Source organism: Fictibacillus tiangongensis, assembly GCF_048083785.1.
Classification (GTDB): Bacteria; Bacillota; Bacilli; order Bacillales; family Fictibacillaceae; genus Fictibacillus.
The window spans coordinates 1,426,925-1,441,521 of the sequence record NZ_CP182294.1 but is presented as its reverse complement, the minus strand read 5'-3'; the positions used below and the strand labels follow the sequence as shown (position 1 = coordinate 1,441,521).

Genomic DNA, 14,597 nt, shown 5'->3' with positions numbered 1-14,597 from the left:
ATGGTGTGTATTAATTATTGTGCTTCTTGCGGCTGTTTATCGTAGATCGGTACCCAGCCTTCTTTTGATTTGAAGATGCGGACCGCTACTACTTTACGATCTTCTTGCAGCGTGAAATAGTGACGGAAATTTTCAGGAACGGAGATAAGGTCTCCTGGCTCAAGTTCAACATCAAAGAATCTTCCGTTAGGTCCTTCAATCGCAAAGATTCCATGTCCGGAAACGATAAAACGTACTTCATCATCTGTGTGATGGTGCTCTGCTAAGAAGTTCTTCAAAAGCTCATCTAAGTTTGGTGTCGCATCAGAAAGGGAGATAACATCTTCTGTTACATACCCTCTGCGCTCAGAAATATCATCGATCTCACTGCGGAAGGTTTGAATCACTTCTGCTTTGTCCTCATCAGTTAACGAAAAATTTTCACGAAGGTGGGATGGAAGTTTTTCAATGTCCCATTTCTCGTATATAACTTCTTGAGAGTTTAAATACGCTTCTACCTCACTCTGTTTTTCAATTCTTTCGTTGTTATCATGAAATCGTAGTTGTGCCATTTTTAACGCCTCCAAATGATTGATTTTTATTTAAAACCTTTAAAGTTTGTAACTTGATGTGGTAAGTGAATAGAAACTCGAAAGCTTCTAGGTGTTTCTTCGCTTCAAAAGCATTTCTTCCCCATACGGTAATTCCATGATTACGGATTAAAACAGCTTTTGTATCAGGTTTTATCACCGCACCCACCTCTTCTGACAACTTGGAGAGATCACCGTAGTTTTCAACGATAGGAACAGTTATACTTCCTTCTTCTTCCCATATTCCAAAAGCTTTTATCAATTCTTGGCCTTGGAACGTCACCTCCCCAACATCACCATACAACTCCGAAATTAAGTTGTTATCTATGGTGTGAACGTGTAAACAACAGCCTGCATCCGTTAATCGGTAGACTTCACAATGGATACCTGTTTCTGCTGAAGCTTTTAAGTGCGTTTCTTCTATCGGTTCTCCGTACTGATCAACTAAAAGAAAGTCTTCTGAGGTGCGTTTTGTTTTATCTTTTCCGCTTGCAGAAACGTAAAAAGCGAGCGGGGAGTCGCTTACTTTAATCGAAACGTTACCACTTGTTCCAGGAAACCAGTCTCTTGATGCTAACTCATCCTTTACATCTGCAAGCTCATTCCAACGCTGTTGTTTACTCAACTTTTCACACCTCTTTTCTCTAAGACATGAATGATGTCATGAAACGTTTCAAATGGTGTGTATGGTATTCGATTTTCTTCGCATTTTTCAATCAGATAGTCTCTTGCAAAAACAACATCAGCCATCTTAGAAGCTTGAAGATCAGTAATCGAATCACCGATTACAATCTTTTCTGCTCCCGAATATTTCTCTTCAAGTCTTCTAATAACAGAAGGTTTGCAACATCCACAATCATTGTTACATTGATCATCACACGCATTCGGCCAAGTGATTTTTATCGTGTCATTTGAAAAGTCACTGTTATTACAAAAAATGTATTGTGAATCTAGCTTGTTCTCTAGAACAGGATGAACAAAAAAATCAATACCACCACTTACAATGTATAAAGGAATTTCCTCACTTTGAGTAAATTGAATAAATTCCTGAAAACCTTCTCTGATCTTTGATCGTGTTAGGACAAATTCAACGATCTCTTCTTTTTTATCCGAAGAAATTCTAGAAAACATCTTTCCTACACCTTCTCGAATCGAGATCGTTTCATTTAAGATTTCATTAACGATCGGCTGCCAGCCCTCAGGTGAAAATTCTTCCATGATCGCGACGATGTTATCTTTTTCGGTAACAGTCCCATCAAAATCACAAAAGATTACCGATTGGTGTTGAGTTGTCATTTTACAGGAACACCGCCCCAAAGCTCTAATGCTTTTTGTAGTTCTGCATGTTTTTCAGCAAAGCTCTCAAAGTCTTCTCCTTTAACAACTGCGTCAATAGCTTGACGGAAAGCACGCGCTCCACCAGCAGCTCCATCCGGATGACCATGAATACCTCCACCCGCGTTTATTACACTGTCCAATCCGAAATCATTGTATAAAACAGGTGTTAAACCTGGATGGATACCAGCTGATGGCACTGGAAACGACTTATTTAACGAGATGCTTTCAGTTGTTAAAGCATCTGCAATGCTTAACGTTTCTTTACGATCAAGTGCCACACTTCCATATGGTGATGGGAACAATACAAGATCTGCTCCTGCATAACGAAGCAGTTTGCCTAGTATCACGGAATAACCAATTCCATAGAGAGACGATGATCCTATAGCTCCGGATAATGCAGGGTGTGCCATGATTGGAAGCGGAATCTCTTTATCTTCTGCTAGTTCTTGCAATACATCTGGTCCGTAGGATAAAACGTTGAACAATAATGCGTTAGCTCCTAATTCTGCTGCACGCCTCGCTTTGTCTCGAAGTTCACTCGTTCTGCCTGTTAAGTTAACTGCGTAGAGCGTCTTTTCGCCTGTTCGCTCGTGAACAGACTTTAATACTTCTTTAGCGATTTTCACTCTTTCTTCAAAAGGAGTAAGCGGGTTCTCAAAAAGAATTTCATCATCTTTTACAAGATCTACCCCACCTAAGGCCTGCTCATATAATTGCTCTTTGAAGAATGAACGATCTTTTCCGAGTACCCCTTTAAAAATACTCATAACTAGTGGGCGGTTATATACGCCTAAAATATCTCGGATTCCAGTTATTCCGAACTTTGGCCCAGGAAATTGCTGTTCTAGATTCTTATCAAACTCTAAATCTACGAGCTTTATCTCACCATCTAACGAAAGTTTACCGAAGACCGTCGTTAGAATTGCCGGAATATCATTTGAAAAGTTTGCTGATGGATAGGAAATCTTGAGTAAGCCCCTAGTTCTTTTACTACCTAAAAATTGATCTGTACGTGGATCTTCAGGAAGTTCAATGACTTCTTCCACGATACCTTTATGTTTTTTTAGCTGTTCTTGCTCAAGCTGAGGAAGATCTGTCCAAGAACCTACTGTAAGGCCAAGTGCGATTCCTTCTGCTTTTTTGTGTAGGTTTTCTTTTTTATCATGTACTAAATACGTAGCTGTAATTTTACTCATGTTCGTCGTTCTCCTTTCAAAAACACAAAAAACCCCTTCACGAGGAAGGGGTGTCTACATATTGACAGTTCCGCTTCCTCTTATCTCTCAGCCAAACGTACGACTGCAAGAATTAGCACCGTTTTCAGTTAAGCTAAGTTAACTGAATGGTTGCCGGGTTTCATCGGGCTAGTCCCTCCACCTGCTCTTAATAAGAGTACAAATTGTTAGAATATAATTTTAATTGTGATTATGACAGGGTATGAAGGATCTGTCAACCCTAGAAAGCAATTGATTTCCGTTCCAGATGCTCGCTTTCCGGGGGGGTGTGCGGTGAGCCCCTTGCCGCTTTGCGCCTTTAAGGGTCTCACCTGCCACACTCGTCCCCCAGGAGTCTCGCATCATGCACTCCAATCAACTGTCAATAAAGTTACACACTATTAACCAGAAAAATTTTAAAAGATAAATTTAAAACAGCTTAGCAATCCGATCTGCAGCCTCAATCAGACGTTCTTCTGATGTTAGTAGACCTGCACGTACATATTGGTCGCCTTCGCTTCCAAATCCGATGCCTGGTGCGACTACGACATGTGCTTTCTCAAGTAAATAGTCTGCGAACGTTTCAGATGTATACCCTTCAGGTACAGGCAGCCAGCAGAAGAATGAACCTTTTGGCGAATCCACGTTCCATCCATTCTCATTCAAACGTCCGATGAATGCATTTCGGCGTCGTTCATATGTATCTACCAGTTCATCCACACATTGCTGTGATCCGTTCAATGCCTCTGCTGCTGCATGCTGAACCGCTCCAAACAAGCTAACATAAAAATGATCTTGAAGTAGATTAATGGATTCAATGACAGATTCGTTTCCAACGGCAAAACCAACGCGCCACCCTGCCATGTTGTAGGTTTTGGAGAGGGTATAGATCTCTATCCCTACCTCTTTTGCTCCTTCGATCTGTAGAAAACTAACCGGTTTTTGCCCATCGAATCCAATAGCTCCATATGCAAAATCATGACACACGAGTATATTATGTTTGTTAGCGAGTTCCACTGTTTCTTTAAAAAAGGATTTTGTTGCAACACCTGCAGTTGGGTTGTTCGGATAGTTCAAGAACATAAGCTTTGCTTTATTCAATACTGTCTCAGGTAATTCATCATACTTCGGGAGAAATTCATTTTCTTTTCTTAAAGGCATTGTCTCCATTGTAGCTCCAGCCATTGCTACACCTGACCAATAATCCGGGTATCCTGGATCTGGAACGAGTGCGACATCTCCTTGGTTTAAATAACACTGTGACAACTCTACTAAACCTACTTTCCCGCCAAAGAGTACCGCTACTTCTTTTTCAGGATCAAGTGACACCCCATATTCTCTTTTATAAAAATCGGCAGCTGCCTGCTTCAAAAATCCATGACCGCGAAACGGTGAATACTTATGATACTCAGGTCGATCTGCTCCCTCTTTTAATGCATCTACAATATGCTGTGGAGTTGGCTGATCCGGATTTCCTTGTCCTAGATTTATAACGTCATAGCCTTGTTCCACATAGTAAGATACTTTTTTTACAAGTTTAGCGAAAAATTGCTCTGGCAGCTTCCCCATCACTTCTGCCTGCTCGAATCGTTTCACGACGATCACTTCCAGTCTAATTTGAATGTTCTTGAAATTCTAATCAGTTATGTTATACGCTTAAGGAAATTCTGTAAAGACTTTTTTATAATTTGGAGGGTACAATCATGAAAATTGCCTGTATTCAAGTTGATATACAATATGGCGATCCTAAGAAAAATTATGAACACATAGAAAATAAAATCCGTGAAGCGGTTGTCGAGCACCAACCTGACACGATCGTTCTGCCAGAACTGTGGGATACAGGATATGATCTTACTCGATTAGATGAGATCAGCGATCATGATGGTAAAAAAGCAAAGGAATGGTTAAGTCGATTATCTAAAGAGCTGGATATTAATATTGTCGGCGGGTCTATTGCGTATCGTGAAAGTAACACCGTTTACAATACATCATTCACTTACAACAGAAACGGTGAACATGTTGGCACCTATTCAAAGGCTCACCTGATTACACTTATGGAAGAAGAAAAATATATCTCACCAGGAAGTGACGGTAACCTGTTTACAATCGACGGCAACCTCTCCACTCTTGCTATCTGTTACGACATTCGATTTCCTGAATGGATTCGCGCACCTTTCTTAAACGGGGCTAAGATTTTATTCGTTCCTGCCGAATGGCCGATTCAAAGACAGACCCATTGGCGGGCATTGCTTACCGCACGTGCAATTGAGAACCAATGCTATGTGGTTGCTTGTAACCGTGTAGGAAGCGACCCTAAAAATACCTTCGCAGGTCAATCTTTAATCATTGATCCGTGGGGAGATATTATCGCTGAAGGATCGGTGCAAGATGAAGAGATCCTTACAGCGAAGATATCTCCTGAATTAGTAGACGAAGTACGCGTAAAGGTTCCTGTGTTTAACGACCGTCGAACAGACCTTTATTAAATCGTTTTAAAATTTAGTGTTGACAGATCTTCATTCTTCGTTGTAGTATAACGATTATGAATTGCGTGAATATTTTCGCGCATTAAAAAACGAATAATTTTGGTCTCTTATCAAGAGCAGGTGGAGGGATATGGCCCGATGAAACCCAGCAACCGACCGTAATACCATTGTAAGATGGGGCGCCCGCATTCTATGGGGAGCCGCTGATTAAGTCAGCGTATGGCACGGTGCTAATTCCGGCAAAACATTTTGTTTTGCTAAGATAAGAGGCACGGGAAATCATCATTCCGAGCCTCTTTTCTTATACGAAAAGAGGCTCTTTTTATTTGTAAAAATTTTTCCGGGGGGAACAAAAATGAGCGTACAAGTAAGACCTACATATGAACCGTTAAATGAGTTGACAGTCCTTGATGTGGTAAAACCTTTAGATTTTTTTGATGCATCTGAACAAAACCAGCTGCATGTTAGAGAGATTGGAGATGGCAACTTAAACCTTGTTTTTCACATAGAAAGCGCACTTTCCAAAAAAGCATTGATCGTTAAACAAGCACTTCCATACGCAAAAGTAGTTGGAGAAAGCTGGCCGCTCACACTAGATCGCGCACGAATCGAAAGCGATGCATTATTAAAAGAAGCTGAATCCGTTCCTCACTTAGTTCCGAAGGTTTTATATTCAGATTCAACGCTCGCCGTAACCGTTATGGAAGATTTGTCTGATCATGTCATCCTTCGAAAAGGACTTATTGATGGTCAAATTTATACACAGCTTGCTGATGACATTGGGACGTTTGCGGCTAAGACCGCTTTTTATTCTAGTGACTTCTACCTTCACCCGTTTGAGAAAAAAGAACAAGTTAAACGCTTTTCAAACCCAGAGCTATGCAAGATCACCGAAGACTTAGTATTCACAGATCCTTTTTTCAACAACGAAACGAACGACTTCCCAACTGAACTTCAAAGTGAAGTTGATGTAATTTGGAACGACAAAGAGCTTTTACAAGAGGTAGCTCAACTGCGACTATCATTCTTAACAAGAGCAGAAGTTCTTCTTCATGGAGATCTACATTCTGGAAGTATTTTTGTAAAGAGTGATTCTACTAAAGTGATCGATCCTGAGTTTGCGTTCTATGGTCCAGCAGGATTTGATATCGCTCACTTCATAGCTAACCTTGCGCTTAATCATCTTTCTCAGAATGCACATGCGAAAGAACCGTTTCATCGTGAAACTCTACAAACCTACCTGCTACAAACGATTGAAAAGACTTGGGAGACATACACAGATACGTTCACACAGCTTTGGAACGAGAAAGCGACTGATCCTTTTGCCAAGATCGATGGTGTTCTTGAAATTTTCTTAGAAAAAACGTTTCAAGAAGCGATCGGATTTGCAGGATGTGAGATCATTCGAAGAACGATCGGACTTGCACATGTAGCTGATCTAGACTCTATACCCCAAAAAGAAGTTGAGCTCTTTTATAAAAAAACAGCTCTAGAGCTAGGTGCAAAACTTATTAAAAATCAGAAAAACATTACAAACATCACAGAACTTACTGACTGGATTAGAGGTGCTTAAATTATGACTGTAGCTGAAAAGTGGGTTCCTTCTGTTCGATACAGAGGTAATCATCTTCTTATATTAGATCAACAACAACTTCCCCATCACACGGTTTACTTAAACGTAACCACGATTGAACACGTATGGGACGCGATTTCAAAACTTAAAGTTCGAGGTGCTCCTGCGATTGGAATTGCTGCAGCCTTCGGACTCGCACTTTGGAGTAACTCTGAGAAAGAGGAAGTGCATTCCTCGTTTTTATCAAAATTACAAGAACAACGAGATTATTTAGCTTCCTCCCGCCCGACCGCTGTTAACTTATTTTGGGCCTTAGACCGTGTTGTTGCATCAGCCGAACGATCTGCTTCTGTAGAAGAGGCGAAAAAAAACATTGAAGCTGAAGCACTTTTAATTCAAGAAGAAGACGAGAATACATGCAGAAAGATCGGTGAATATGCCTTATCGCTACTTCAAGACGGAGATGCTGTCATGACGATCTGTAATGCTGGCGCCATCGCGACAAGCAAATATGGAACAGCTTTAGCACCTTTTCATCTTGCAAAAGAGCATGGCTGGAATCTGTCTGTATATGCAAACGAAACGCGTCCTGTCTTACAAGGATCACGTTTAACAGCATGGGAGCTGCAAGCAAACGATATTGATGTAACCTTGATCACAGATAATATGGCAGCCCACACGCTTAAAACAAAGAACATTAAAGCAGTTATCGTCGGATGTGACCGAGTGGCAGCGAATGGAGATACAGCAAACAAGATCGGAACTTTTGGGCTTGCGCTTCAAGCAAAAGCACTTAGTATTCCCTTCTATGTAGCTTGTCCTCTATCTACATTGGATTTAAAAACAACGAGCGGTGATGATATTCCGATCGAAGAACGTCCAGAAGAAGAAGTCACTCATCTAAACGGTCTTCGTATTGCACCGGAAGGAATAAAAGTATTCAATCCAGCTTTCGATGTCACTCCTGCTGAATACATTTCAGCGATCATTACAGAAAAAGGGATCGTGAGCGGCAATTACCGAGAAGCACTAGCCACACTGAAGGAGGATGAAAATATTGAAACCTTATAGAGTCTTGGCAACCGCTTGCCTTACAACTGCCTTGTTCTTAACAGGATGCACCAATGAACAAGATGCTCTTTCCAATAAGACAGAAGTCAAACCAGCTGCCGCAAATGAGTCACAATCAAAACAAAAAAATACCGCTTCAACATCTAGCAAAGTCCCAGAACAGCTTCAGAAGCCTTTAAAGATCGCTTCGATCAACCAGTTCTCTATTGGTACTTTTTCTTCTCAATATATCAGTGGCGTAAAGAAGCAAGTTGAAGAGTTCGGTGGTGAGGTACAGATCTATAACGCTGATAACGACCTTTCTAAAATGGCAGCATATGTAGAAACAGCCGTTAACCAGCAAGTTGATGGAATCTTAATCGATCATGGTCGTGCTGATGCAATTGCACCAAGTGTAAAAAAAGCAGTTGCAGCTGGAATTCCTGTTGTCGCATTTGATAGTGATATCAACATTCCAGGTGTAACCGTAATCGACCAAGACGACTATAGCCTTTCTTGGAATGCTTTACGAAGCATGGCGCAAGACTTAAATGGAAAAGGTGAGATCGTATACGTTTGGGTAGGCGGTTTCACCCCAATGGAACGAAGAAACGTTATGTATGAAGCGTTCAAGAAGCGTTATCCTTCGATAAAAGAGATCGCTCGTTTTGGTACTGCAACACAGAATACTGCACTTGATACACAATCGCAAATGGAAGCCCTGCTCCAAAAATATCCGAAAAAAGGTGACATTGATGCGGTATTCGCTCCTTGGGACGAATTTGCTAAAGGCGTAACACGTGCGATTCAACAAGCAGGACGTGATGAGATTAAAGTATATGGAATCGATCTAAGTGACGAAGATCTGCAACTGATGCAAGAAAAAGATAGTCCATGGGTGTCAACAGCAGCTACCGATCCTGCTGATGTAGGAAAGCTGCAAGTGCGTTTTCTCTACCAAAAAGTAGCCGGTGAAGAGACACCACAAATCTATAGTGTTCAACCTCACCTTGTAGAAAAAGAGGATCTGCCTAAGTCCAAAGTATCTATGGATGAGATTGGTAAGTACGTAGAAGGCTGGGGAAAATCAGATGCCGGAACATCTCCTTGGATGGAAAACTTACGTAAGGATAACCAACAATGACGATACTCTCATTAACTTCTATACAAAAATCGTTTGGTGAACAGATTGTATTAAAAGGAGTGGACTTTACCGTAAAAAGCGGTGAGGTCCATGCTCTTTTAGGAGCAAATGGCGCGGGTAAAAGTACACTCATGAAAATACTCTCAGGCGATTATGAGCGTGATGGCGGATTCATCTCGTTGGATGAAGAAGAACTGACTATCAAAACACCGGCTCATGCAAAAGCAGCTGGCATAGAAATGGTCGTTCAAGAAGTAGATACTGCTCTCGTCTCTTCTTTAAGTATCGCAGAGAACATAACGATGAATACTTTTATCACGGGACCTGCCTTCTTCTCCTGGAAAAAAAGATATAAAGTGGCTCAAGATCTATTAAACAGAGTTGGCCTAACACTGGATCCTGCTATGCCCCTCTCTCAATGTTCTTTAGCTGAAAAACAGTTAGTACTTATCGCAAAAGCAATTTCTCGAGATATATCGTTTATAATTCTTGACGAACCTACAGCCGCACTTAGTACGAAAGAAGCTCAGCATCTGTTCTCTGTACTTCGTGAGCTTCAGAAGCAAAATGTTGGCATTATCTATATTTCTCACCGGTTACCTGAGATCATGGAACTGTCGACAAAAGTAACCGTCTTAAAAGATGGATATGTTACCCTTCAAAAAGAAACGTCTGACTGTACATCTGAAGAAATTGTTCGCTCGATGCTAGGCAATGAATTGGTTGAACTCTTAAACGATGAAGAAGATAGAATACTAGGCGATACCCTTTTAGAAGTCAAGCAGTTCAGCGTTCCAGGTACAGGTGAATCTCTGTCCCTGTCTGTTCGAGAAGGAGAAATTGTAGGAGTTGCTGGATTAGTAGGTGCAGGAAAGACGGAAACGGCAAGAGCATTGTTTGGTGCAGATCCATCAAAAGACTCGCTTTACATGAAGGGTAGAAAAGTAAGAATATCGAACCCTCAAAAAGCCATTTCGGCTGGTATCGGCTTTGTTCCAGAAGAGAGACGCAAAGAAGGAATACTCGTCGATTACAATGTAATTGAGAATTTAACCCTCCCAGTCTTAAAGCAGTTTACCAAGTTCGGGTTTATTCAAAGAAAACGCGAAAAAACGGAAGCTGAAAAATGGATCAAACAACTCGGTATTAAGACACAAAAACCTTCACTCTTACTGAACCATTTAAGCGGGGGTAATCAGCAAAAAGCTTCAATCGGTAAATGGCTTCTTACGGACGGAGATGTGTTCATTTTCGATGAGCCGACTAAAGGTATTGATGTTGGCGCTAAGCAAGATGTGTTTCAATGCATCAAGAACTTAGCAGACAATAAAAAAGGAGTTCTCTATTTTACGAGTGAGATACAAGAACTTCTCGCGTTTTGTGACCGAATCCTCGTTATGTACGATGGAAAGATTGCAGGAGAATTAACTAAAAACGAAGCAACCACTGAAAAAATTATGCACTATGCAACTGGAGGTCATTATGGCACAGTACGTTCATAAGGAAAACGTTGAGAACGACATAAAAACTACTAAACTCTCACTTCAAGAAAAGATCTTTCCTTTTCTTTACCGATACGGCACCCTTCTTGTCATATTATTAACCGTTATCGGATTTAGTCTAGCAAACGATAAGTTCTTAAGTTATCAAAACTTTACAGATATCTTACGCTCCGTTTCTATCATTACGTTGCTCGCGATCGGTGTAACCATATCTTTAATCGTTGGGGGCTTTGACCTTTCTGTTGGATCGACTGCAAGCCTTGCGACAGTTACGAGTGCTGCAGCACTCGTTCTGTATCGCCAAGAAACGATCATCGCCATTCTGATTCCGATAGCAATCGGGCTATTAGTAGGGCTGTTAAACTCGTTCTTCGTTGTAAAAGTGAGACTTCCAGATCTACTCGCAACATTAGCCGTTATGTATATTATTAATGGATTGCATCTTACGTTTACAAAAGGATTTTCAATCTACAACAATATGCCTTTATCAGAAGGTGGAACAGCTCCTGGTGTTTTCCTTCCTTCTTTCTTGTTTATCGGTCAAGGCGAGATATGGTCTGTTCCGGTTCCTGTCATCATCATGCTGATCGCGGTTATAGTTGTCCATGTCATTCTACAGCAGACTCGTTTCGGCAGATTATTGTATATTACAGGCGGAAATGAAGAAGCTGCTCGTCTATCTGGTGTCCCTGTCCAGCGTTACAAGATGTATGCTTATCTTTTATCTGCATTCTTTGCCACTCTCGCTGGTATATTATTAGCGGCACGAATCGGAACCGGCCAAGTTTCCGCTGGTGCTCCTCTACTAATGGACGGTGTTGCAGCAGCATTTATTGGTTTCTCCGTGTTTGGCGCAGGTAAACCAAATGTGATCGGTACATTTGTTGGTGCTGTTTTGATCGGTATACTTCTTAATGGGTTAACGATGCTAAACGTTCCGTACTACGCACAAGATATCGTAAAAGGTTCGATTCTGATCGGCGCCCTGGCGTTTATGTATTATGAAAAGAAAAAATAAAACATACATGGATGTTTTTCTGTAGTAGTTGCTTTCCGTTTCATATGTTCGCTTTCCACGCGGCCTGCGGTGAGCCTCCTGCTTAGTTGCAGTGACTTAGCCCCTCGAGGTCAAAAGGTAAACGGTCAAGAAGGCAAAGTGCGCCGTCCTCGCCCATTTCCCTTTTGCTTGTCGGGGCTGAACGAGTCACTTCCACTTTTCGGACTGCCGCAATGCGCCATTAGGAGTCTTCCACCTGTCCGCTCGTCCCGTAGGAGTCTCACATCTTCCACTCCAATCAACCAGACCATAAAGTTAAAGACAAAAATTCTAAAAGAATCCAGCCAAAAAACAGCACACTCTTTACGGAGTTGTGCTGTTTTTTGGTAATAGGAAGGTCCTTAAGAACTCGCTCGCTTCACAAGCTGGCATAGGCTTACTAATTATGTATCCTTGAGCAGTGTGACAGCCATACTCTTGAAGTAACTTCATCTGTTCATGTGTTTCTACACCTTCTGCCACTGTTGACAGAGAAAGTCCTTCACACATCATGATGATCGCTTTAATGATCGCCGCATCACTCGTATTAAAGAAGTCATCGCTAAGATGTCGGATAAAGCTTTGATCGATCTTTAAATAATCGACAGGGAAATCTTTTAAATAACTAAGAGAACTGTAACCCGTGCCAAAATCGTCGATCGATAGACGAACACCTAGCTCTCTTAATTCTTCCATAATGCTGATGCTGTATTGAACATTTTGTATCATCGTACTCTCTGTTAGTTCTAGGTGAAGATATTCAGCGGAAATTTCTGTTGTTTCTATCGCTTCTTTTACTTCATATACAAATGACAACCTTTGAAACTGTCTGCCTGAAACATTTACAGAGATAGAAAGATGAGACGCACCATCATCATGCCATCTTTTTAGCTGCTTACAAGACTCGAATAGAACAAAACGGCCGATCTCATCAATAAGTCCGATCTCTTCAGCTAAAGGTATGAACTGCATCGGAGATACCAGCCCCAAGTCAGGATGATTCCATCTAACAAGCGCCTCAAATCCAAGAATTCTTTCTGTTTTTAAACAAAATTGAGGTTGAAAATAAGGTTCTAGTTCACCTTTTTGAACAGCCTTACGTAGAAAGCCTTCAAGCTTTAGCCTTTCAAGTGTGAATGCGTTCATATCCCCCGTAAAGAATTCACGTTTTCCTCTGCCCTTTTCTTTCGCTTTATGCAGAGCGGTGTCAGCATTCTTGATGAGAACATCGGCACTCGTGCTATCATTTGGGTAGATGCTGACCCCAATTGACGTACTAACCGTATACTCTTGGCCATCGAGATAGATCGGCAATTGAAGTGCTTCTTCTATCCGATCTGCTGTATCGATCACGTCAGACGGCTTTTCAATCGTTAAGATTAACGTAAATAAGTCTCCTGCGAACCGGCATAGCAAATCTTGACTATGGATAACTTGTCTAAGCTGATTGCTTACATGCCTTAACACTACGTCTCCGATATGGTGACCTAAACTCTCATTTATGATCTTAAAATGATCGATATCCACAAACATTACAGCTAATAATTGGTTGGAGTGATCACTTTCAGAAACGAGTTCTCTTAACCTTTTTTCAAATAAACTTCGATTTGGCAGACCTGTTAGCGAATCGTGAAATGCAAGCTGTTCGATCTCTTCTTCCGCTTTCTGCTGCCAAGTAATGTTCTTTCCGATCCCATATACACCAACTACTTGATCGTTTACGACGATTGGAATGTTCGTGATGCTGCTTAGGATGTGCCCGCCATCTTTTTTCTTAATATTTGCAACAAAATTTTGTGGTTTATCATGTACGGCGAGCCTGAAGTGTTCAACGACCCGTTTGTGGTCTTCATCGCACACAAATTGCAGTGCGTGGGTTGAGAGCAACTCTTCTTCTGAATACTCTAAAGACTGAACGAGCGCATGGTTCACACTCGTTATATAACCTTGTAGATCCATAGAATAGATCATATCTGGATTATGATCGAACAACGACTTATAGCGCTGTTCAGATTCAATTAAGTTATCATTAAGCTCTTCCATCTCTTTCGTATTCATCTTGATTAAATGAGATAGCGCTAAATATTCATCCATCTCTTTCATTCTTACACCTCATCTGTCCAATGAATCCCATTTATATAGTAATACGTTTCTATCATTTATATCGGTGTACAGAAGGCATTGTTAACAAAACAATAGATGGTTATTTTATCCAAATAAAAAAGCCGCCCTGTAAAGAGCGACTTTAAAAATATTAACCAAGAACAGAATAACCGTAGAATAACACTAGTAATAAAGTAATCCAGAAAAACACCCAATTCAAGAGGCGGCTCTCACCACGTTTTCTTTGTACAAGAATGATTTCCATCAATCCGATGAGGACAACTCCTAAAGTACCTTTGATGATAATCGGTCCTTGATTAACGATACCAGGGTCCGTTAGATAGCCAGCAAGCATGTGGCCACCTGTTGCAAGGATCGCTAAGTACAAAACGCGCAGAATCATATGCAAAATTTTCGATTTTTTTCCGGCATTTTTTTTGTATAACATATACGTTACAAAAAACAAAATTAACGCCAGAAACCATGATGTTACGTGAGCATGAATCATAAATATATCCTCCTATGTATAATTCTCCATATAACTATACCATGAACTCCCTAGAACTAGAGAATGAAAAGAGT

General features: G+C 41.0%; 13 protein-coding genes and 2 riboswitches. Of the genes, 6 read left to right on the top strand and 7 right to left on the bottom strand.

Going from position 1 to position 14,597, the window contains the following annotated elements:
- Nucleotides 1-14: 14 nt before the first annotated feature.
- The 5 genes from ACNJYY_RS07845 to ACNJYY_RS07825 form a co-directional block, all read right to left on the bottom strand.
- The gene (locus ACNJYY_RS07845) at nt 15-551 is read right to left on the bottom strand and encodes a 1,2-dihydroxy-3-keto-5-methylthiopentene dioxygenase (RefSeq protein WP_416731273.1); all 537 of its coding nucleotides are present in this window, start codon (nt 549-551) and stop codon (nt 15-17) included.
- Nucleotides 529-1,194: a methylthioribulose 1-phosphate dehydratase gene (locus ACNJYY_RS07840; RefSeq protein ID WP_416731272.1), complete on the bottom strand. Its 666-nt coding sequence runs from the start codon at nt 1,192-1,194 to the stop codon at nt 529-531. Before ACNJYY_RS07840 ends, ACNJYY_RS07845 begins: the two co-directional genes overlap by 23 nt.
- Complete coding sequence (locus ACNJYY_RS07835) at nt 1,191-1,865, bottom strand: 2-hydroxy-3-keto-5-methylthiopentenyl-1-phosphate phosphatase (protein WP_416731271.1); 675 nt, start codon at nt 1,863-1,865, stop codon at nt 1,191-1,193. The genes ACNJYY_RS07840 and ACNJYY_RS07835 overlap by 4 nt, the downstream gene beginning before the upstream one ends.
- Nucleotides 1,862-3,103, bottom strand: a complete 1,242-nt coding sequence (locus tag ACNJYY_RS07830; protein ID WP_416731270.1) for a 2,3-diketo-5-methylthiopentyl-1-phosphate enolase — start codon at nt 3,101-3,103, stop codon at nt 1,862-1,864. The genes ACNJYY_RS07835 and ACNJYY_RS07830 overlap by 4 nt, the downstream gene beginning before the upstream one ends.
- A gap of 77 nt (nt 3,104-3,180) precedes the next feature.
- A riboswitch (SAM riboswitch) is annotated at nt 3,181-3,300 on the bottom strand.
- Nucleotides 3,301-3,550: 250 nt separating this feature from the next.
- Nucleotides 3,551-4,717 (bottom strand): pyridoxal phosphate-dependent aminotransferase, encoded by a 1,167-nt coding sequence (locus ACNJYY_RS07825; RefSeq protein WP_416731269.1) that lies wholly within the window; start codon nt 4,715-4,717, stop codon nt 3,551-3,553.
- A gap of 107 nt (nt 4,718-4,824) precedes the next feature.
- Between ACNJYY_RS07825 and ACNJYY_RS07820 the strand changes: the two genes are divergently transcribed.
- The 6 genes from ACNJYY_RS07820 to ACNJYY_RS07795 all read left to right on the top strand — a co-directional run bounded on the left by ACNJYY_RS07820 (nt 4,825) and on the right by ACNJYY_RS07795 (nt 11,894).
- Complete coding sequence (locus tag ACNJYY_RS07820; protein WP_416731268.1) at nt 4,825-5,607, top strand: carbon-nitrogen family hydrolase; 783 nt, start codon at nt 4,825-4,827, stop codon at nt 5,605-5,607.
- 104 nt (nt 5,608-5,711) lie between these two features.
- Nucleotides 5,712-5,876: riboswitch (SAM riboswitch) on the top strand.
- An 86-nt stretch (nt 5,877-5,962) separates the two neighbouring features.
- Nucleotides 5,963-7,180, top strand: a complete 1,218-nt coding sequence (mtnK, locus tag ACNJYY_RS07815; RefSeq protein WP_416731267.1) for an S-methyl-5-thioribose kinase — start codon at nt 5,963-5,965, stop codon at nt 7,178-7,180.
- A 3-nt stretch (nt 7,181-7,183) separates the two neighbouring features.
- Entirely contained in the window at nt 7,184-8,251 is a 1,068-nt protein-coding gene (gene mtnA, locus ACNJYY_RS07810; protein ID WP_416731266.1) for an S-methyl-5-thioribose-1-phosphate isomerase, read from the top strand.
- Nucleotides 8,229-9,374, top strand: coding sequence for a sugar ABC transporter substrate-binding protein (locus ACNJYY_RS07805; RefSeq protein ID WP_416731265.1), 1,146 nt, complete (start codon nt 8,229-8,231; stop codon nt 9,372-9,374). Before mtnA ends, ACNJYY_RS07805 begins: the two co-directional genes overlap by 23 nt.
- Nucleotides 9,371-10,876, top strand: coding sequence for a sugar ABC transporter ATP-binding protein (locus ACNJYY_RS07800; protein WP_416731264.1), 1,506 nt, complete (start codon nt 9,371-9,373; stop codon nt 10,874-10,876). The genes ACNJYY_RS07805 and ACNJYY_RS07800 overlap by 4 nt, the downstream gene beginning before the upstream one ends.
- Nucleotides 10,857-11,894, top strand: a complete 1,038-nt coding sequence (locus tag ACNJYY_RS07795) for an ABC transporter permease (protein WP_416731263.1) — start codon at nt 10,857-10,859, stop codon at nt 11,892-11,894. The genes ACNJYY_RS07800 and ACNJYY_RS07795 overlap by 20 nt, the downstream gene beginning before the upstream one ends.
- Nucleotides 11,895-12,236: 342 nt before the next feature.
- On the opposite strand, the gene ACNJYY_RS07790 is transcribed toward ACNJYY_RS07795, so the two are convergent.
- Nucleotides 12,237-14,015 carry an EAL and GGDEF domain-containing protein gene (locus tag ACNJYY_RS07790; protein WP_416731262.1) on the bottom strand — a complete coding sequence of 593 codons (1,779 nt, stop codon included), beginning with the start codon at nt 14,013-14,015 and terminating at the stop codon, nt 12,237-12,239.
- Nucleotides 14,016-14,166: 151 nt separating this feature from the next.
- Nucleotides 14,167-14,523, bottom strand: a complete 357-nt coding sequence (locus ACNJYY_RS07785) for a DUF1516 family protein (protein ID WP_066392958.1) — start codon at nt 14,521-14,523, stop codon at nt 14,167-14,169.
- Nucleotides 14,524-14,597 lie beyond the last annotated feature (74 nt).

Excerpts from the sequence above, each read along its gene's own strand:
- ACNJYY_RS07795 (WP_416731263.1), top strand. The coding sequence starts at position 10,857 with ATGGCACAGTACGTTCATAAGGAAAACGTTGAGAACGACATAAAAACT.
- ACNJYY_RS07835 (WP_416731271.1), bottom strand. The coding sequence starts at position 1,865 with ATGACAACTCAACACCAATCGGTAATCTTTTGTGATTTTGATGGGACT.
- ACNJYY_RS07820 (WP_416731268.1), top strand. The coding sequence starts at position 4,825 with ATGAAAATTGCCTGTATTCAAGTTGATATACAATATGGCGATCCTAAG.
- ACNJYY_RS07830 (WP_416731270.1), bottom strand. The coding sequence starts at position 3,103 with ATGAGTAAAATTACAGCTACGTATTTAGTACATGATAAAAAAGAAAAC.
- ACNJYY_RS07790 (WP_416731262.1), bottom strand. The coding sequence starts at position 14,015 with ATGAAAGAGATGGATGAATATTTAGCGCTATCTCATTTAATCAAGATG.
- ACNJYY_RS07800 (WP_416731264.1), top strand. The coding sequence starts at position 9,371 with ATGACGATACTCTCATTAACTTCTATACAAAAATCGTTTGGTGAACAG.
- mtnK (WP_416731267.1), top strand. The coding sequence starts at position 5,963 with ATGAGCGTACAAGTAAGACCTACATATGAACCGTTAAATGAGTTGACA.
- ACNJYY_RS07845 (WP_416731273.1), bottom strand. The coding sequence starts at position 551 with ATGGCACAACTACGATTTCATGATAACAACGAAAGAATTGAAAAACAG.
- ACNJYY_RS07785 (WP_066392958.1), bottom strand. The coding sequence starts at position 14,523 with ATGATTCATGCTCACGTAACATCATGGTTTCTGGCGTTAATTTTGTTT.
- mtnA (WP_416731266.1), top strand. The coding sequence starts at position 7,184 with ATGACTGTAGCTGAAAAGTGGGTTCCTTCTGTTCGATACAGAGGTAAT.
- ACNJYY_RS07805 (WP_416731265.1), top strand. The coding sequence starts at position 8,229 with ATGAAAATATTGAAACCTTATAGAGTCTTGGCAACCGCTTGCCTTACA.